The 15,875-nt window shown below is 63.3% G+C and carries 15 protein-coding genes and 1 tRNA gene; 3 read left to right on the plus strand and 13 right to left on the minus strand.

Annotated elements, in window-relative coordinates:
* Positions 1–40: 40 nt before the first annotated feature.
* The 11 genes from ACFRJ9_RS16280 to galU form a co-directional block, all read right to left on the minus strand.
* Complete coding sequence (locus tag ACFRJ9_RS16280; protein WP_377669966.1) at positions 41–571, minus strand: ferritin; 531 nt, start codon at positions 569–571, stop codon at positions 41–43.
* A gap of 54 nt (positions 572–625) precedes the next feature.
* A complete protein-coding gene (gene crcB / locus ACFRJ9_RS16285; RefSeq protein WP_377669967.1) occupies positions 626–997 on the minus strand; it encodes a fluoride efflux transporter CrcB in 372 nt (123 codons plus the stop codon).
* Entirely contained in the window at positions 994–1,437 is a 444-nt protein-coding gene (locus ACFRJ9_RS16290) for a fluoride efflux transporter FluC (protein WP_377669969.1), read from the minus strand. Before ACFRJ9_RS16290 ends, crcB begins: the two co-directional genes overlap by 4 nt.
* On the minus strand, positions 1,424–1,948 hold the full coding sequence (locus tag ACFRJ9_RS16295) for a universal stress protein (protein ID WP_377669972.1): 525 nt from the start codon (positions 1,946–1,948) through the stop codon (positions 1,424–1,426). The genes ACFRJ9_RS16290 and ACFRJ9_RS16295 overlap by 14 nt, the downstream gene beginning before the upstream one ends.
* 27 nt (positions 1,949–1,975) lie before the next feature.
* Positions 1,976–3,514: an ABC1 kinase family protein gene (locus ACFRJ9_RS16300; protein WP_377670151.1), complete on the minus strand. Its 1,539-nt coding sequence runs from the start codon at positions 3,512–3,514 to the stop codon at positions 1,976–1,978.
* A gap of 174 nt (positions 3,515–3,688) precedes the next feature.
* A complete protein-coding gene (locus ACFRJ9_RS16305) occupies positions 3,689–4,225 on the minus strand; it encodes a PadR family transcriptional regulator (protein ID WP_377669974.1) in 537 nt (178 codons plus the stop codon).
* Positions 4,226–4,386: 161 nt separating this feature from the next.
* A tRNA-Ala gene (locus ACFRJ9_RS16310) sits at positions 4,387–4,459 on the minus strand.
* Between the two features lie 37 nt (positions 4,460–4,496).
* Positions 4,497–5,297 carry an SDR family oxidoreductase gene (locus ACFRJ9_RS16315; RefSeq protein WP_377669976.1) on the minus strand — a complete coding sequence of 267 codons (801 nt, stop codon included), beginning with the start codon at positions 5,295–5,297 and terminating at the stop codon, positions 4,497–4,499.
* A gap of 6 nt (positions 5,298–5,303) precedes the next feature.
* Positions 5,304–6,179 (minus strand): hypothetical protein, encoded by an 876-nt coding sequence (locus tag ACFRJ9_RS16320; protein WP_377670153.1) that lies wholly within the window; start codon positions 6,177–6,179, stop codon positions 5,304–5,306.
* A 166-nt stretch (positions 6,180–6,345) separates the two neighbouring features.
* Entirely contained in the window at positions 6,346–6,957 is a 612-nt protein-coding gene (locus tag ACFRJ9_RS16325) for a GNAT family N-acetyltransferase (RefSeq protein WP_377669978.1), read from the minus strand.
* A 6-nt stretch (positions 6,958–6,963) separates the two neighbouring features.
* A complete protein-coding gene (galU, locus tag ACFRJ9_RS16330; protein ID WP_377669981.1) occupies positions 6,964–7,869 on the minus strand; it encodes a UTP--glucose-1-phosphate uridylyltransferase GalU in 906 nt (301 codons plus the stop codon).
* A 128-nt stretch (positions 7,870–7,997) separates the two neighbouring features.
* Here galU and ACFRJ9_RS16335 point away from each other — a divergent pair, with 128 nt between their 5' ends.
* From ACFRJ9_RS16335 to cpaB, 3 genes are all read left to right on the plus strand, one after another.
* On the plus strand, positions 7,998–8,621 hold the full coding sequence (locus tag ACFRJ9_RS16335) for a 5-formyltetrahydrofolate cyclo-ligase (protein ID WP_377669983.1): 624 nt from the start codon (positions 7,998–8,000) through the stop codon (positions 8,619–8,621).
* Between the two features lie 146 nt (positions 8,622–8,767).
* Positions 8,768–9,022, plus strand: coding sequence for an FmdB family zinc ribbon protein (locus ACFRJ9_RS16340; RefSeq protein WP_377669985.1), 255 nt, complete (start codon positions 8,768–8,770; stop codon positions 9,020–9,022).
* A 272-nt stretch (positions 9,023–9,294) separates the two neighbouring features.
* Complete coding sequence (cpaB, locus tag ACFRJ9_RS16345; protein WP_377669987.1) at positions 9,295–9,885, plus strand: Flp pilus assembly protein CpaB; 591 nt, start codon at positions 9,295–9,297, stop codon at positions 9,883–9,885.
* Between the two features lie 23 nt (positions 9,886–9,908).
* Here cpaB and ACFRJ9_RS16350 read toward each other — a convergent pair whose 3' ends face one another.
* Together ACFRJ9_RS16350 and guaA are read right to left on the minus strand one after the other, a co-directional pair.
* Positions 9,909–14,075 (minus strand): AAA family ATPase, encoded by a 4,167-nt coding sequence (locus ACFRJ9_RS16350; RefSeq protein ID WP_377669990.1) that lies wholly within the window; start codon positions 14,073–14,075, stop codon positions 9,909–9,911.
* A gap of 163 nt (positions 14,076–14,238) precedes the next feature.
* The gene (gene guaA, locus ACFRJ9_RS16355; RefSeq protein ID WP_377669993.1) at positions 14,239–15,828 is read right to left on the minus strand and encodes a glutamine-hydrolyzing GMP synthase; all 1,590 of its coding nucleotides are present in this window, start codon (positions 15,826–15,828) and stop codon (positions 14,239–14,241) included.
* Positions 15,829–15,875 lie beyond the last annotated feature (47 nt).

Consider the following 15,875-nt stretch of genomic DNA (forward strand, 5'->3'; position numbering starts at 1 on the left):
GCTCCGGCGACCCCTGGTGGAATATGGGTGGCAGGTACTCCTAGATGGCTCCGCCTGCGGTGGGCGGGGCGCTGGCGTCGTTGCCGCCATCGCCGACGCTTTCGCGGGCGACGTAGTTCTCGATGTCGAAGAGATTCTCCGCGCGTTCCGTGATGTTCAGAAGCGTGGTCATCGAGGCAACTTCCTCGACCTGTTCCTTCAGGAACCACAGCATGAACTGCTCCCCCAGGGCGTCGCCCTCGGCGCGGGCAACACGGAACATCTCCTCGATGTTCCGGGTGACTTCCTTCTCCTGCTCCAAGGCCAAGGCGATGGGTTCCTTGGCGTTGGTGAAGTTGTTGCGCACCGGCGCGATGCCGGGGATCTCCACATGCACGTTGCGGTCCAGCATGTACTGGACCATCATCATGGCGTGGTTGCGCTCCTCAAGTGACTGGCGGTAAAAATGCCGGGCCAGCTGCGGCAGGTCTTCGCCATCGAAGTACACAGCTACTGCGATGTACTGCTGGGAGGCTGCAAACTCGTTGGCAACCTGGGCGGACAAAAGCTCATTGAAAGTCTTCTTAGCCATGCCCCGATCCTACAGGCGGACGGAGACACTTTTGATGGTGAAGTTCGCCACTATTCAGGGCAGGTGAAGACCAATCCACACACCAGCGGCAGCAGCAAGAACACTGGCCGCCATGGATCCCAGGCCATTGAGAAGCGCCAGGCCCGTCCTTCCGCTCTGGACCAACCGGATGGTCTCCAGGCTTGCAGTGCTGAACGTGGTGTAGCCACCCAGGAACCCCGTACCAAGGACGAGTTGGAGGGACTCCGGTGCTTGGCCCCGCATCACCAATCCGGCCAGGAAACCAAGGACCAACGAACCGGACACATTAATGACGATGGTGGCCCAAGGCATGGCCGTTTTGAACCGGGTCCTGATCAGCCCGTCAACTACGAACCGCACTGCCGCGCCCAATCCCCCGGCGAGGGCAAGAAGGACGACCGTCACGGCGTTCTCTTAAGACTGCGGCGGTGCTGCCAGGCGCCAAGCCAAATCCCGGCAGTGGTGGCCGCTGCTCCACCCAGCAGGCTTGCGCCAAGGTAGGCGGCAGCAGCGGTGCCGGCTCCGGCCAGCAGGAGATGCACCGCGTCCAGGGCCAGTGTGCTGTAGGTGGTGTAGGCGCCTAGGAACCCCGTCCCCAAGGCGAGCCGGAGAAGGCGGCGACCACCGGCGTCGGGACCTCGGCGCGAAAGCCCTTCCAGCAAGGCTCCAAGCGCCATGGCCCCTGAAAGGTTGATGAGCAGGGTGGGAAGCGGCCAGGAACCGGGTGCGGGAATCGCCAAGCCCAGGCCGTACCGCGCCAGCGCTCCGAAGACACCGCCGGCCGCTACGATGCCAATGAAACCCCAGTGCCGATGGACCGGGGGCTTTGATTCAGTCGTCGTCATCGTCGTCCGGGACACGCGGATTCACGGGCACCACGAGTACAGGCCGCCGCTGGCGATGGCAAAGGTGGCGGGCTACTGATCCCGCAGCCACGTCTTTGAAGGCAGCTGTCAGCGTATGTTCCCGGGTACCAACCACAATCATGGACGCGCCAATGGACTCAGCCTCGCGGGCCAGCGCGTGTGACGGCTCACCGGCGAGCAACACGGTGGACCAATCAACGCTGAAGTCTGCCAGCTGGGCCTCAAGGGCGGTCCGCAACGCTTGAGGAACGTCCTGGGTGCGGTCATCGACGCCGTCGGGATCGATGGGAGCTGAGGGGCCGCCCGTGGTGCCGTCCACCGGATAGACAGTGACGTCGGCATAGGCGCATACGAGTGGAAGCCCCGCGGCGACGGCCATCTGCGCTGCATGCTCGACGACGACGGGCTGTTGCCCGGGCATGACACCCACCAGAATGGGGCCCGTCAGACCACTGGAGGCCTCAGGTCGGCGTGCGGGGGTCTCAGTCACAGGGCAAGTCTACGGCGCCCAACCCACTCACCGGCCGCGTCGGCCACCGGACCACAAGCCGTAGAGCAAAGGAACAGCCGACACGATCATGAGCACGTTGCCGAGCACAGGGTCATCCGGCCGAACGACGGAACCAGAGATCAACAGGGCGGCGAAGATGATTGCCGAAACGGCTCGCTGTGCCGTGCGGATGAGACGTGCCAGTTGCCGTTCCACCCGAGGGTTGGACACGTGCAGCGAACCTTCCTCAAGGCGCGTGACCAACCCGTCCAGGCGTTTGGGCAGGCGCATGGCCACGGCGGCCGTTTCGAGTGCCTGCGCGGCCGCGTCCTTGGCCAGTTTTCCGCGTTCCTCGCGAAGCAGCTGTGCCGCATAAGGCTCCACCGAATCCCACAGGTTGAAGCGGGCGTCCAGAGAGCTGCAGACACCGGAGGTCAGGGACATGGCCCGGATGATGAGCAGGAAATTCTCCGGCAACTGAAAAGGCAGGGATCGGACAACGTTGCCGAACTCCGCCCCAAAGTCACGGAACTCCCGGGGGTCGACCTCGCGAAGCTCGGCGAAGCCCATACCGCCGAACCGTGCGAAAAGGTGCGTCATGGCCCGCTCCAGCTCAGCCGTGTCAGCCGACGGCACCAGCACCCCGATATCGCTGATCGCAGCCACCAACCCCTTGCCGTCCCGCGAAGCCGCCGCGATCAGCAGCTTCCGCAGTCCGCTGCGCGTCTTCGACGGAATCTCGCCCATCATGCCAAAGTCAATAAACGTCAGCTTCCATGGACGCTCCGCGGATGAATCGGCTACCGGAGTAATGAAGATATTTCCCGGATGCGGATCGGCGTGGAAAAAGCCGTTGGTAAACAGCTGGTCAAACATGACGGAGGCGAAAACGGGAGCAACCGTGGCGGGGTCTATCCCGGCTAGCCGCAGTCCCTCGGCATCGGTGATTTTGATTGCCGTCACATCTTCCAAGGTCAGCACGCGGCGGGTAGTCCGCTCCCATACGACACCGGGCACTGCCACCCTCGGGTCGCCCGCGAAGTCAGCTGCAAATCGCTCGGAATTCGCCGCCTCGTTCATGTAGTCGATCTCTTCGAGGCTGGTCTGCTCGAACTCCCTGACAAGCGCCGGTACATCCGCACGCTCTGATTCGAGGCGGATCCGGCTCAGCCAGCCGCCCACTCGTCGGAGGGCGGCCAAGTCCACATCCACAATCATGTCGATGCCGGGGCGCTGAACCTTGAACACCACACTGCTGAGCCCGGTGTCAGCCGCATTGCCGGGAAGAAGCTTCGCACGATGCGCCTGCCCCAGGGAGGCTGCCGCGATGGGCGTCTCCTCCACGGAGGCGAACACCGCATCCAGCGGCGCACCCAGCTCCGCCTCTGCAAGGGCCCGGATCGCGGGGAAGGGAACGGGCGGCACCTCGTCCTGCAGCCCCTCCAGTTCGGCAGTGATTTCCGGCGGGAGCACATCGAGCCGGGACGACATGAACTGGCCGACTTTGATCATCAGGCCACCCAGCTCAACAGCCAGAACGTGGAAGCGCTGGGCGAACCGTCGCATTCTCGCGGCCCTGTTGCGATCGGCAATCCTGCGCAGGCCAACCCGCGGCATGATCAGCTCAAACCACCAGGTCACCGCCAAGTGCCAGGCGGCAAAACGCAGGATCCGACGGTAACGGGCACGGGCATCCCCCGCACCGGGCACCGGACCTACCCGGTCAGCCGATGTCAACCCTCAGTCCTGGGCGAGGATCTTGTACAGCCTGCGCCGCGCCTCTTCGAGGACCGTCACAGCTTCCTGCACTTGCTTGGGCGTTCCCGTGCGGCCCACCTGTGCTGCGGCTTGGGCCAGCTCCACGCCTGCTTTGGGAAGCGCTGCGAAACCTGATGTGTTGCCCGCGGACTCCCAAGGTGCAGAGGTTTCTTCACTTGCAACGTCCTCACGGCCGGCTTCGGTCAACGAATAGATTTTGCGGCCGTTCGATTCCTCGGAACTGACAAACCCTTCGTCGGCCAACAACTGCAACGTGGGGTACACGGAGCCGGCACTCGGCTTCCAGCTGCCGCCGCTGCGTTCCTCGATCTCCCGGATGATTTGATAGCCGTGCATGGGACGCTCGGCGAGCAGGGCAAGAATCGCTGTCCGCAGCTCGCCTCGGCCCGCACGCGTTCCGGAACGCTTCTCAAATCTCGACCTAAATTCCTCAACGGCCTGCCACATGCCGTCGAGGTTGTTTCCCATGAACCCGCTGGAAGGAAATGAATCACGCATCATGCTCACCTCGGTACGTCGCGAACGATACTGAACGATAGTTAACGATATACCCGGAGCGTGGCCGGTCAAGGGCTGATGGAGTGATCGGCAAAGGAGAAGGCCGCCATGAGGAAAGAGCAGCGGGACGGCGACCAGGGTCCGATATGCCCTGCCGTCTGTGGAGCTAAGGAGATTCGAACTCCTGACCTCTTCGATGCGAACGAAGCGCTCTACCAACTGAGCTATAGCCCCTGGACCGCGCGTTAGCCGCTCGGCCAGTGTCCCTAGGCTACAAAGTTTCGCCGCGCTTTTCCAACCACGACACGAACGTCTCTGAGCCGTAGGCCTGCTCCGGGACCAGGTTCTGACCGGCCCGCAAATAGGCGCCCATCGGCCCCGGCAAGGGAAGCTCGACAATCCTGCCCCGGGAGCCCGTCGCGCCTTTCCAGGACACAGCCATGTCCTTCATGGCCATTACCTCGGGTCCACCCACGGTACGTACACGGTGTTGCTCGGCTGAGACGCGTTCGAGTGCCGCCTCCAGCAGTGCTTGAGCCACGTCCGCCGGCGAGATCGCTTGAAATTCCACGCCCTTGAACGACGGGATCAAACGAATCCTGGCACCGGCAGAGAACACCATGTCCACGAGACTATGGAACTGCGTGGCCCGTACCACCACAGTCTCCAGCGGCGACTTCGCATAGACCCTCTCCTTGGCGGCCTTGGAGACGTAGTACGAGTAGTTGCTCATGTCGCAGTTGATGATGGACAACGCCACGGCCTTGCCGGTTCCCGCTTGGTGAGCCGACTCCAGAAGCCGGGAACCGCCGTCGGCAAATTGCTTCCGGGCCTTCCCCAACTGCCCTTCAAGGCAGTCGACCACGACGTCGGCACCCGCGAGGGCGTCAGCCAGCCCAACGCCAGTGGTTACATCGCCCGCGTGGTACGTGGCGCCGTCGTGACGTTTCTCCGAACCTGGAGGCGGGACGTGACGGCTGAGGACGGACACTTCATGCCCGGCAGCCAGGGCGAGACGGACAACGTGGCGCCCAACCTGGCCGGTGCCGCCGGCAACGCAAAGCGTTGTCATGCGATGTTAAGCGCGGCGACGCTGCAGGACGTCGTCCAAGTTGCTGAGCGCACTCTGACCCTTGACGGAGGCAAGGGACTGGGCCGCAGCGGCGGCCTCGGCCTGCTCAACACTTTGCTTCAGGACGGGCTTGCCCACGGGCTTGGGAGCCTCGGGCAGGTCCAACGGTTCGGGAGCGGGCCGCGGGGCCTTGGCGGCCGCGACATACGTGGGCTTCGGTACCTCAACAGGCTGCCACGTGGCAGCCTTCGAGTCCGTTGCGACTTGAACGGACTTGTCGCCCGCGGCGACCGCGACCGCAAGGGCCGCCTGTCGAAGTTCGAGGGCGGACAGGCGCGCAGCCTCGGGGCTGCTCGCCTCGGCATCGAAGACCGCGGTTTCCTTCGATTCGACGGGAGACTCTTTGGGCAAGTAGCGAGCGGGCGTCGGAATAGGTGACGCCTGCGCAGCGCGGCGCGCCCGGCGTTCACGGAGATCCCGGAGTGCCAGCCTCCGCAAGATAACGACGGCGATTACGGCACCAATGAGCGACACGATCGGCAACCACACCGACCCGGCACCAAAGATGCGAAGGACTCCGGAAACCACGCCGGTCACCAGCAAGGCCAGGCCGGACAATGCCAACGTGAGTCTGGCGTAGCGGATGGTGAACGGCGTTGGCGGCAACATAACGGCGGACGGCTCGGCCATGCGGGATTCCTGGGGCGACGCCTGTGCTTTGCTGTGCATGGTCTCCATCGGTTTCTCCTGCTGAGGTGCCAAAGTCAGTACCACCCCTGCCTGCGCTTCGTCTGGTTCGTCGTCAATTACCTCTGCCGGCCCAGCGGCCGTTTGGACTTGTTGCCGCCTGTTCCGCAGAACGTAGGGCGCCACCCAGACCATCCATAGCGCGACAGTGACAACGAGTATCACTGAGCTGCTGAGAGGGAAGTCCACATTCAAAACCGTAGAAGCAAATCGCCGGGGGTTGCGGCATTGCGGCCGGTGTGTCGTGGTCGAGTCCACAAATGACTTGAGATACGGCCAAAAAGGCCCATGACCTGCCCTTTTATCCCCGAAGCCACCTGCGCAGGAGCCCCTCTGGAACCTCGTCGGAGGTCATCGCGAACGAGCGATGGTCAGCCCATTCGCCGTTGATGTGCAGATACCGTTTCCGGTAGCCCTCATCCCGGAATCCGAGCTTCTCAACAACACGGAGACTGGGTGAGTTTTCCGGCCGGATATTGATCTCCATGCGGTGCAATCCCAGCACCCTGAAGCAGTGATCGGTAGCCATGGCAACCGCCGTTGGTGCAATGCCGTGTCCAGCGCGGTCCCGGTCAACCCAATATCCCAGTGTGGCCATCATGGCCGATCCCCACACAATCGAGGAGACCGTCAGTTGCCCGACGATTCGGGGTTCGCGAAATCCCGCCGTCCGTTCAGTGATGAGGAACGGCAAGGCCGTGGACTGGCGGGCTTGGTCGTTCAGCGAGGACACCATCTGGCGGTAGCTGGGCAGGCGTCCGCCCGGAGCAGGGTTGGACGCCTCCCATGGCGCAAGCCACTCGCTGTTGCGCGAACGGACTTCAGACCACTCCCGCTTATCACGGTAACGGATGGGCCGGAGCAGCAAGTCTCCGCTTTCCAGCGTCACCGGCCAGATCGGAGAGCCGTACATCCGTTGTTACTTGGGGAGCGTGGCGGTAAAGTTGGGCAGCCACTCGCGCAGCTCGGGGCCAAGGTCCTCGCGTTCGCACGCAAGCTCGATGCAGGCCTTGAGGTAGCTGAGTTTGTCGCCGGTGTCGTAGCGGCGGCCACGGAAGACGACGCCGTACACGCCATAGCCTTCACCTTCGCCAGCTGCGAGCACCTCAAGGGCATCGGTCAGCTGGATTTCACCGCCACGGCCAGGGGCAGTCTTCTCAAGGACATCGAACACGGCCGGGTGCAGCACGTAACGGCCTATCACTGCAAGGTTGGAGGGCGCTTCTTCAGGAGAGGGCTTTTCGACCAGCTGCTTGATGCGCACGTAGCCGTCTTCGCCGATTTCCTCGACGTCAGCGCAACCGTAGGCGCTGATCTTGGAGGGCTCCACCTCGATGAGGGCAACTACGGAACCGCCGGTCTTCTGCTGGACTGCGATCATGTCGCTCAGGAGGTTGTCCCGGGCGTCGATCAGGTCATCACCCAGTAGAACCGCGAAAGGTTCGTGACCGACGTGCTGCTTTGCACGCAGGACCGCGTGGCCGAGGCCGTTGGGGTCGCCCTGGCGGACATAGTGGATGTCACCAAGATTGGTGGCCGACTGGATGGCCTCAAGCTTGGCGGTGTCACCCTTCTCGGCCAGGGTCGCTTCAAGCGCCGGCACGCGGTCAAAGTGATCTTCCAGGGCACGCTTGCTGCGCCCTGTGATCATCAGGACGTCGTGCAGGCCTACCTTGACCGCTTCTTCGACGACGTACTGGATGGCTGGCTTGTCAACCACAGGCAGCATTTCCTTCGGCATCGCCTTGGTGGCGGGAAGGAACCGGGTACCAAGACCCGCAGCGGGGATGACGGCCTTACGGACAGCGTTGTTATCGAGAGTCACCGGACTAATCTAACGGAAGGAACACATCAACGGGTAAACCCTCGCCGCAGCCGTTAGCACATTTGGGTTGCGGAACGGATGGCATGTGCGCTTTACCGGGACCAACCACACCTCACGATCGGACACAGATGGCAACGAAGGAAGAAATCCGCAGCAACCGGCGCCTGCAGCGGCGAACCCTTACTCCGGAGCAGATCGCAACAGCGGGCGCCTCCATCGCACGCCATGGAACGGCCTGGGCCGGCAGCGTCTCGGAGGGTAACTCCGGCACGTTCGCGGTCTACCTGGGTGTGGCCTTCGAACCGCCCACCCTGCCGCTCATCGAAGCGCTCCACCATGCGGGGCACCAGGTACTGCTTCCTGTCTGCGAGCCGGACCGGCAGCTCAGCTGGGTGTATTGGACGCCGTCAACGGAGTTCGTACGCTCCTCTTACGCTCCCATCGACGAACCCAAGGGCGAAAGGCTGGACAGCTCTGTGGTTGCCGGGGCCGCCGGGATCTTCATGCCAGCCACCGCGGTAGATCAGGATGGCAACCGGATTGGCCAGGGCGGCGGCTACTACGATCGGCTCCTCCATGTCCTCGACAGCTCGGGCCGGCGTCCACCCACTATCGCGGTGGTGTACGACGACGACCTGCTGCCACCCGGCGCGATTCCCGCCGAGGCCTTCGATCGCCCCGTGCGCGAAGTGCTAATGCCGTCCGGAATCGCACGGCTAGGCATCAAGGACCAGGGATCGCGGCCAGCGTGACCGGTGCTGGTGAGTTCCGGCACATCTGCTGGCGCGGGTAAACGGGACGGATGATAGAATTGGCACTCAGGCCCTGCGACTGCTAATGCGGATCTTATCCGCCACCGCTGCACAGGACCTGAACTTTGTCCTGAAGGAGGAACTCAGTGCCCACATACGCATACGCCTGCAAAGACTGTGACCATGCCTTTGACATCGTCCAGTCCTTCTCTGACAGCACCCTGACGGAGTGCCCGGAGTGCAGGGGCTCGCTTCGCAAGAAGTTCAATAGCGTTGGCGTTGTCTTCAAGGGCTCGGGTTTCTACCGCACTGATTCCCGCGATTCCAAGGGCAGTACGGTTTCGGCCGCCCCGGCAGCTCCGGCGCCTGCTGCGCCGGCACCTGCAGCAGCAGCAAGCTAAGCGCAACTTGTCCACATAGGGCCTTTGGCCGCTGTTACGCGGCCACTGCACCTGACTAACGTGGCGGCATGCCACACAAGTCATCCAGTACCCTCCTTCCCCGCGCCGTACGTTCAGCGGCCGCTGCCGGAAGCAGGCAGCCTTCAACAACGTTCCAAACGTGGCGCGCACCTTCTGCGCGCACATCCATCCGGCCCCCAGCTGTTCGGGCTTCCCATCGCCCACTTCGGTTACGCCTGGGCTCATGGGTTGCACGCAACCGTCGACTCACGGTGGCCCTTCTTCTGTGTGTGGCTGCAGGTCTTGCGGTTCAACAACTGACTCCGGTATCCGAACAGCGCGTCAACGTCCTTGTTGCCGCGCGGGATATCCCTGCAGGTACCAGCCTTATCGAATCTGACTTCACCATCCTGGGTGTGCCGGCGGACATCGCCGCTTCCGGAACCCTGGAAGACACCATGGACCTCGTGGGAAGGCAGCTCGCAACACCCTTGGGCAAGGGGCAGCTCCCCACGGAAGCAAGCCTCCTTGGCCCTGGTCTGCTCACCGGAACACCTGCGGGCACGGCGGCCGTTCCTTTGAGGATGGCCGATCCGTCTTCCATCCAGCTCCTGTCCCCCGGCCAGCTGGTGACGGTGGTCCTAACAGCGGCGGGCTCCTACGACGAGTCCAGGCAGAGCCAGGTGCTGGCCAGCCCAGTTCCGGTGCTCTGGACCTCGGCTCAAGGCGGCAAGCCCGGTGAATGGCTCGGCACAAGCGACACCGAAGGTTTGGTCGTGGTGGCCGCGAATCCCCAACAAGCAGAAAAGCTTGCCGGCGCGTCAACGCAAGGCAAGCTTTTCTTCGTTCTGGTAAACCCCTAGTGGGATTCAGTATCGGGGTACAGTCAGCCCCAGTGCGGGGGCTTCTGCTCCTTCAGCCATTGCTCATGGTCGTAGCCGGAGTCATCGCCCCAGCGCCGGGGGTCATCCTCGGCGGCTTTGGTGGGAAGAATGCCGCTGGAACCGGCCTTGGATCCGGCCGTTTTCGATTCAGCTACTGCAACCGCGCTGGAGTTGTCCTGATCTACCGGCTCTTCCGCGGAGCCGACGTCTGTGCCGGTTTCTTGTTCACTCATGGGTACTTCTTTCCGATCCCCCGCCTCACCGGAGGCATCTGCAGCGCCAGTCGGCTCGCCATCAGCCTGCCGGGCGGCGGTACTGCGGGCAAACGCGGGGTTCGCGTTGTCCAGATTCAATTGTTCAACATCCATGTCAAGGAAGCCATGCTGCGGCGACGCCGGGGTTTGGGGGATGTGGTTCTCCAGCCCCAGGTACGAACCGATCCGGTCCGCGCAGGACGACGGGTCCGTAAAGACTTCAATGGTCCACAGCGACATGTAACGCCAGCCCATTCGTTCCAGCAACTGCGGCCGCAACCGGCTCCGCTCGCGGACGCTCATGCGCCGGTAGCGTTCCGTCCCATCAGATTCGATAGCAACTGGTGTGGGGATTTCGGCGCCTTCGCGGCCGATGGTGTGCACCGGATCCGCGGCAGCGGCAATGTCCAGGACGCCATCGTAAAGGTGCCAGACACGAGCTCCCCTTGCCCGCAGGCGCTCACCGAGGTCCGCAACCAAGGGGTCCTCACCCAGCGCCTGCTCGCTGGCAACGGCACGGGAAGCAGGAGTTCCAAGATTGCTGTTCCCGGACAATTCCCGGTCCAGCAATTCGTAGAAGTCCACCGCTCCGTGAGCCAGGCGGTCCAGATCGAGGTCTTCGGGCCGGAAGCAACTGAGGACGTGCATGGAACGCCGTGCCCTGGTCATGGCCAAAGCGAAACGATTGCGGCCACCTTCAGTGGACAACGGGCCAAAGGAGTGCAGGGCACGGCCGTGTGGAGTACGTCCGTAGCCCAGCGAGAAAATGACGTGGTCACGTACGAGGCCCTGGGCGCGCTCGAGGTCCACCACGCGGAAGGATTCGGGGCCCGCGCCAAAGAACGCGGACAACAGGGAATGGTTTGGCAGTTGCAGCCTGATGGCTTCACCTATCCGCGCAGCATGGCGCAGGCTGGCCGTGACCACCGCCAAGGACGTGCGGGGCCGGAGCCGTGCGTGCTCGAACACAAGGTCCACCACGCGGTTGACCTCGGCCGTCACGGACTCGACACCCTCGTGGTCCGCCCCCGGAAGTCCCGTGCCGTCCGGGATGTACTCCACCAGGATCGATCGGTCCAAGCCTGTGACGGAACTTCCGTCGGGCAGGCGACGCAATCCGCCATCGTAGTAGTTCTTGCTCAGCTGGAGAATCAAGTCCTCGTCCACGGCCCGGTAAACCCAGTTAAGCTGCCACGTGGGCAGGACCCGGGCAAGCGCCTTGAACGCACTATCCACGGTCTCGTGGCTTGCAACCCCGGCAACGGGCGGTTCCACGGCCACACTGAACGTGCGCGCGTTGGCAATTTTCGCATCTCCGAAGGCGATGACCTGTTGCGCCCGGGCAATAGCAGGAAGGACAGCCTGCAGGGAGGTCGACTCGGCGTCGATGACCACCACAGCGTCAAACTTCTGTTCAGCGGGAAGAACACCGGTCAGGAGGTAGGGGCTGACGGACCACACAGGGACCAGCATCGGCACAAGGTCCGGCGCCTGGGCACTGAGAGCCGGCAACGTCACCCGGCCGTCCTTCAACAGTGCACGGAGCAACTCGGCCTGCCGCGGGTGTTCGAGCAGCCCTTGGCGCCACTTCTCAGCCAGCTGCCAGCGGAGCCGGGCCGCGCCACTTGCAATGTGGGCCTGGTCCGCGAGGCGGTATTCGGCTTCGAGGCGGCGAAGGGAGTCGCCGTCGGACATTGCGAGGTAGTCGTCGCCACTGATCATGGCTTCCAGGGCGGATTGCCACCAGGCCAGATCCAGCTCAGCTGCGACGGACGGGGCCGGAACCTCACGAGCGGCGAGATCGGCAAGAAGTTCGCCAAGACCGTGCTCGCGCATTTCCTCAATCAGGAGCGTGCGTTCCGGCAGGGTTTCCAGCGTGGCGGTGTCTGCGACGAGGCGTTCGAGTCGCTCCATCAGTTCCAGGTACGGCGTCGCGTGGAGCGAGCCGCCGGCGGACGTGTGCTTGAGGGACTCGCCGAGGCGGCGCAGTTCGCCGTCGAGTTCCCTGTACAGGCCGCCGAGATCTGCGAGACCGGAGGGCACCGCAGGATGGCGCTGCGTGGTTGCATATCCGGCCCAGAGCGCACGCTGTTCCTGGACGAGTACCAATGAACTATGGAGGTCGGCGATGTGAACACCGGGGCGCACGTATTCCTTGGCTACCCGCCGCAGGCGTGAACGCTGCATGGAGGGCATCTCCAGGTTACGTTCCCGGCGCCAAGCCGAGCTGGCCGTGGCAGAGATCAAATCGTGAACGGGACGGTCGAAGATGTCCGGAGTGAACTTGTCCAGGCTCTCGCGCACGGCAATCAGCAGTTCCAGCTGGGCACCCCACTCGGAGAACGTGTCTCCCAGGCGGATCTCGGCGTGATCGGAAACCTGCTTCATCCGGTCACGAAGGACTGGGAGTTTCTCCTCGGCCAGGCGGGCGAGCTGTTGGGCTTCCTCGGTCTCCTTGCGGGTGACCAATCGGGCACCGTACCAAGGGCTGGATGTTGAGGCCCTGCTGAAGCTGCCGAGTTCGGCCGCGCGGCGCAGGCGGCCGGCGAGTTCCTCGCGGTCCTTGATGTTATCCAGCACGCTGCGCTTCAAGCGCACGGTTGTGGAGGGAGCCGGGTGGATGGACGTCAACTCCGCGAGCGACTGCATGGCCTGATATGGCGAGCAACCCCAGCGTTCGCGGACATTGTGGAGGGAGGCCACATGGTCCATCAGGGCGTGCCGGTGGCCGGTCAAGGTCTGGTGAAGGTTCCCCAGCTGCGGCTCAAGGGCTTTCTCGTTCCGCATGATGGCCCGGACCAGCTGACCCTTGAGCTGCTGGGGCGTCGTCCCGTTTCCTGGGCGGAAGAACAACGAATCAAGGCCGAGTGACTCCAGATGGCCCGAAAGGCCCGCGAGGCTGGACTGCCGGTCCCCCACCACCAGGACAGACTTGCCTTCGCTGACAAGCGCTCCGATGACGTTGATTGCCGACTGTGTCTGCCCGCTTCCCGGCGGGGTGCTGACAACCAGGGAATCCCCGGCGCGAACGGCGTCCACCACATACTGCTGGTCAGTATCTGCGTCAAGGAGGAGGAGCTCGTCGGCGGGGTCGCGTTCGTCCAGGCTGGAGAACCTGCCTGCCTTGATGGGCTCCGGTTCGATGTCGCCACCGTTGGCCGCGGTGGACAGAGCCGCGACTGTGGGGTTGTTCGTGTTGATCCAAGGATCGTCGAGGTTTCCCGAGAGATCGGCCAACGTTGTGACAAGAAGGTTGAACCCGACTTCGGCCCCGTGGATGGGTTGAACGAGCGTCGCCAGGCGATCCAGGACCGGCTGGGGATCGAGCCTGGCCGTGTTGTAGGCCATCCTGGCTACGGCGTTGACGTCAAAGACGATGCCATGGACGGTCTTGAGGTGCCGCACCAGGGCAGGGTTCATGCGCGCCTGCTCGGTGAGCTGCAACTCGAAGTCGTCTTCACCGGGCCGGACCGTCAGGATGATGGAGGTGAGCATCACAGGTGCCGAAACACGCTGCGGTTTGCCGCCCACGGCCGACGTCCACACCACAGTACCGGCGGACAGGTATCCGGCCTCGATACCGCGGTCGTTGCTGAGCTCAAAGATCTTGGAGCGGATGTTGCGCGCCGCCCGGGCCGCCACGAGATACTGTTGCCGGTCCCTGATCAACGTGGACAAACGGGTTCTGCGACCTGCAAGCAACTGGGCCAGCCCGGAGGGATGCGCATTGCTGAGATCGATGGCGCCTTCGGGCGTCTTGACGAAACGCAGCATCGTGTCTGCCCCGGTGACGGGCTTAAGACCAGACAGCCATTTTCGGAGCTCTTCGGAGCCCTCTTCCTGGCCTTGACCTACTGACACAACTTCTGCCTTCTTTTCTGTACTAGCTTTAGACGCCTTGGACCATACCGGCATACCTTCGAGGGTAGCGGGAATCAGCGTGCAGCCCGCTCCGCAACACTGTACAGAAGCGAAATTTGCCGTCATTTCACAGGTGCCTGCCGTTTATCAGGCCAAAGCCTTTTCCACGTACAAGCACAGTGGCCGGCCTCCCAAAGGAAGCCGGCCACTCAGAATGCTATTCCCACTCGATGGTTCCCGGTGGCTTGCTGGTGACATCCAGCACCACGCGGTTCACTCCATCCACCTCGTTGGTGATGCGGTTGGAGATTCGGGCCAGAAGGTCGTACGGCAACCGCGACCAGTCCGCCGTCATGGCGTCCTCGGAGGAGACCGGGCGCAGCACGATCGGGTGGCCGTAAGTACGGCCGTCGCCCTGGACACCAACGCTGCGGACATCGGCCAGCAGGACTACGGGCATCTGCCAAACATCGTTGTCCAAACCGGCGGCTGTCAGCTCCGCACGGGCAATGGCGTCAGCTTTGCGCAGGAGGTCAAGCCGTTCCTTGGTGACCTCGCCGACGATGCGGATTCCCAGGCCGGGACCCGGGAACGGCTGGCGGCCGACGATTTCCTGCGGCAGGCCAAGCTGCGCACCGACCGCGCGGACTTCGTCCTTGAACAGTGCACGCAGCGGCTCGACAAGCTCAAACTGCAGGTCTTCGGGAAGGCCACCCACATTGTGGTGGCTCTTGATGTTGGCCGCGCCTTCGCCACCACCGGATTCGACGACATCCGGGTACAGCGTTCCCTGGACCAGGAACTTGATCTTCTCGCCCTCCGAAGCTGCCTGGGCGATGATGGCCCGTTCAGCTTCCTCAAAGGCTCGAATGAATTCGCGGCCAATGATCTTCCGCTTTGTTTCGGGATCGCTGACGCCAGCCAGTGCCGACTGGAAACGCTCTTGCTCATTGGCAACGTACAGGTTGACGCCCGTGGCGGCTACGAAGTCGCGCTCAACCTGCTCAGCTTCGCCTTCACGGAGAAGCCCGTGATCCACGAAGACACAGGTCAGCTGGTCCCCGACGGCCCGCTGGACCAAGGCGGCAGCGACGGCTGAGTCAACGCCGCCAGAGAGGCCGCAAATCACCTTGGAATCGCCGATCTGCTGGCGGATCCGGTCCACCTGTTCTTCGAGGATGTTTCCCGTGGTCCAGTTAGGGGTCAGACCCGCACCCTTGAACAGGAAGTTCTCCAGGACGTGTTGGCCGTGGACAGAGTGCTTGACCTCGGGGTGCCACTGGACTCCGTACAGGCGCTTCTCGTCGTTGGCGAAAGCAGCAACAGGAGCGCCGGCCGTCGAGGCGAGTACTTCAAACCCTTCCGGGGCTTCCTGAACGGAGTCGCCGTGGCTCATCCACGTGTTCTGGGACGCGGGAACGCCATCAAGGATGGAGCGGGCATCTCCGACCACAAGGGCTTCGGTGGCGCCGTACTCGCGGAGGCCGGTTTGGGCCACCTTGCCACCAAGGGCGTTGGCCATGGCCTGGAAGCCGTAGCAAATGCCGAAAACCGGCACCCCGGCTTCGAAGAGGTCGGCTCCGACGCTGGGCGCGCCATCAGCGTAAACGCTGGAAGGCCCGCCTGAAAGGATGATGGCTGCCGGGTTCTTGGCCAGAAGCTGCTCGGTGGTGAAGGTATGCGGAACAATTTCCGAATACACATTCGCTTCGCGGACGCGGCGTGCAATCAGCTGCGCGTACTGGGCACCGTAGTCAACAACCAGCACCGGCTTCTGGGAAGTCTGGGGTGCGGTGGGAGTAGTCACCAACCAAGACTACTTGGCCGGGCCGCCCCGGTGCACGTTGACCGGGG

The organism is Paenarthrobacter sp. NPDC056912, assembly GCF_042786555.1.
Taxonomy (GTDB): Bacteria; Actinomycetota; Actinomycetes; order Actinomycetales; family Micrococcaceae; genus Arthrobacter.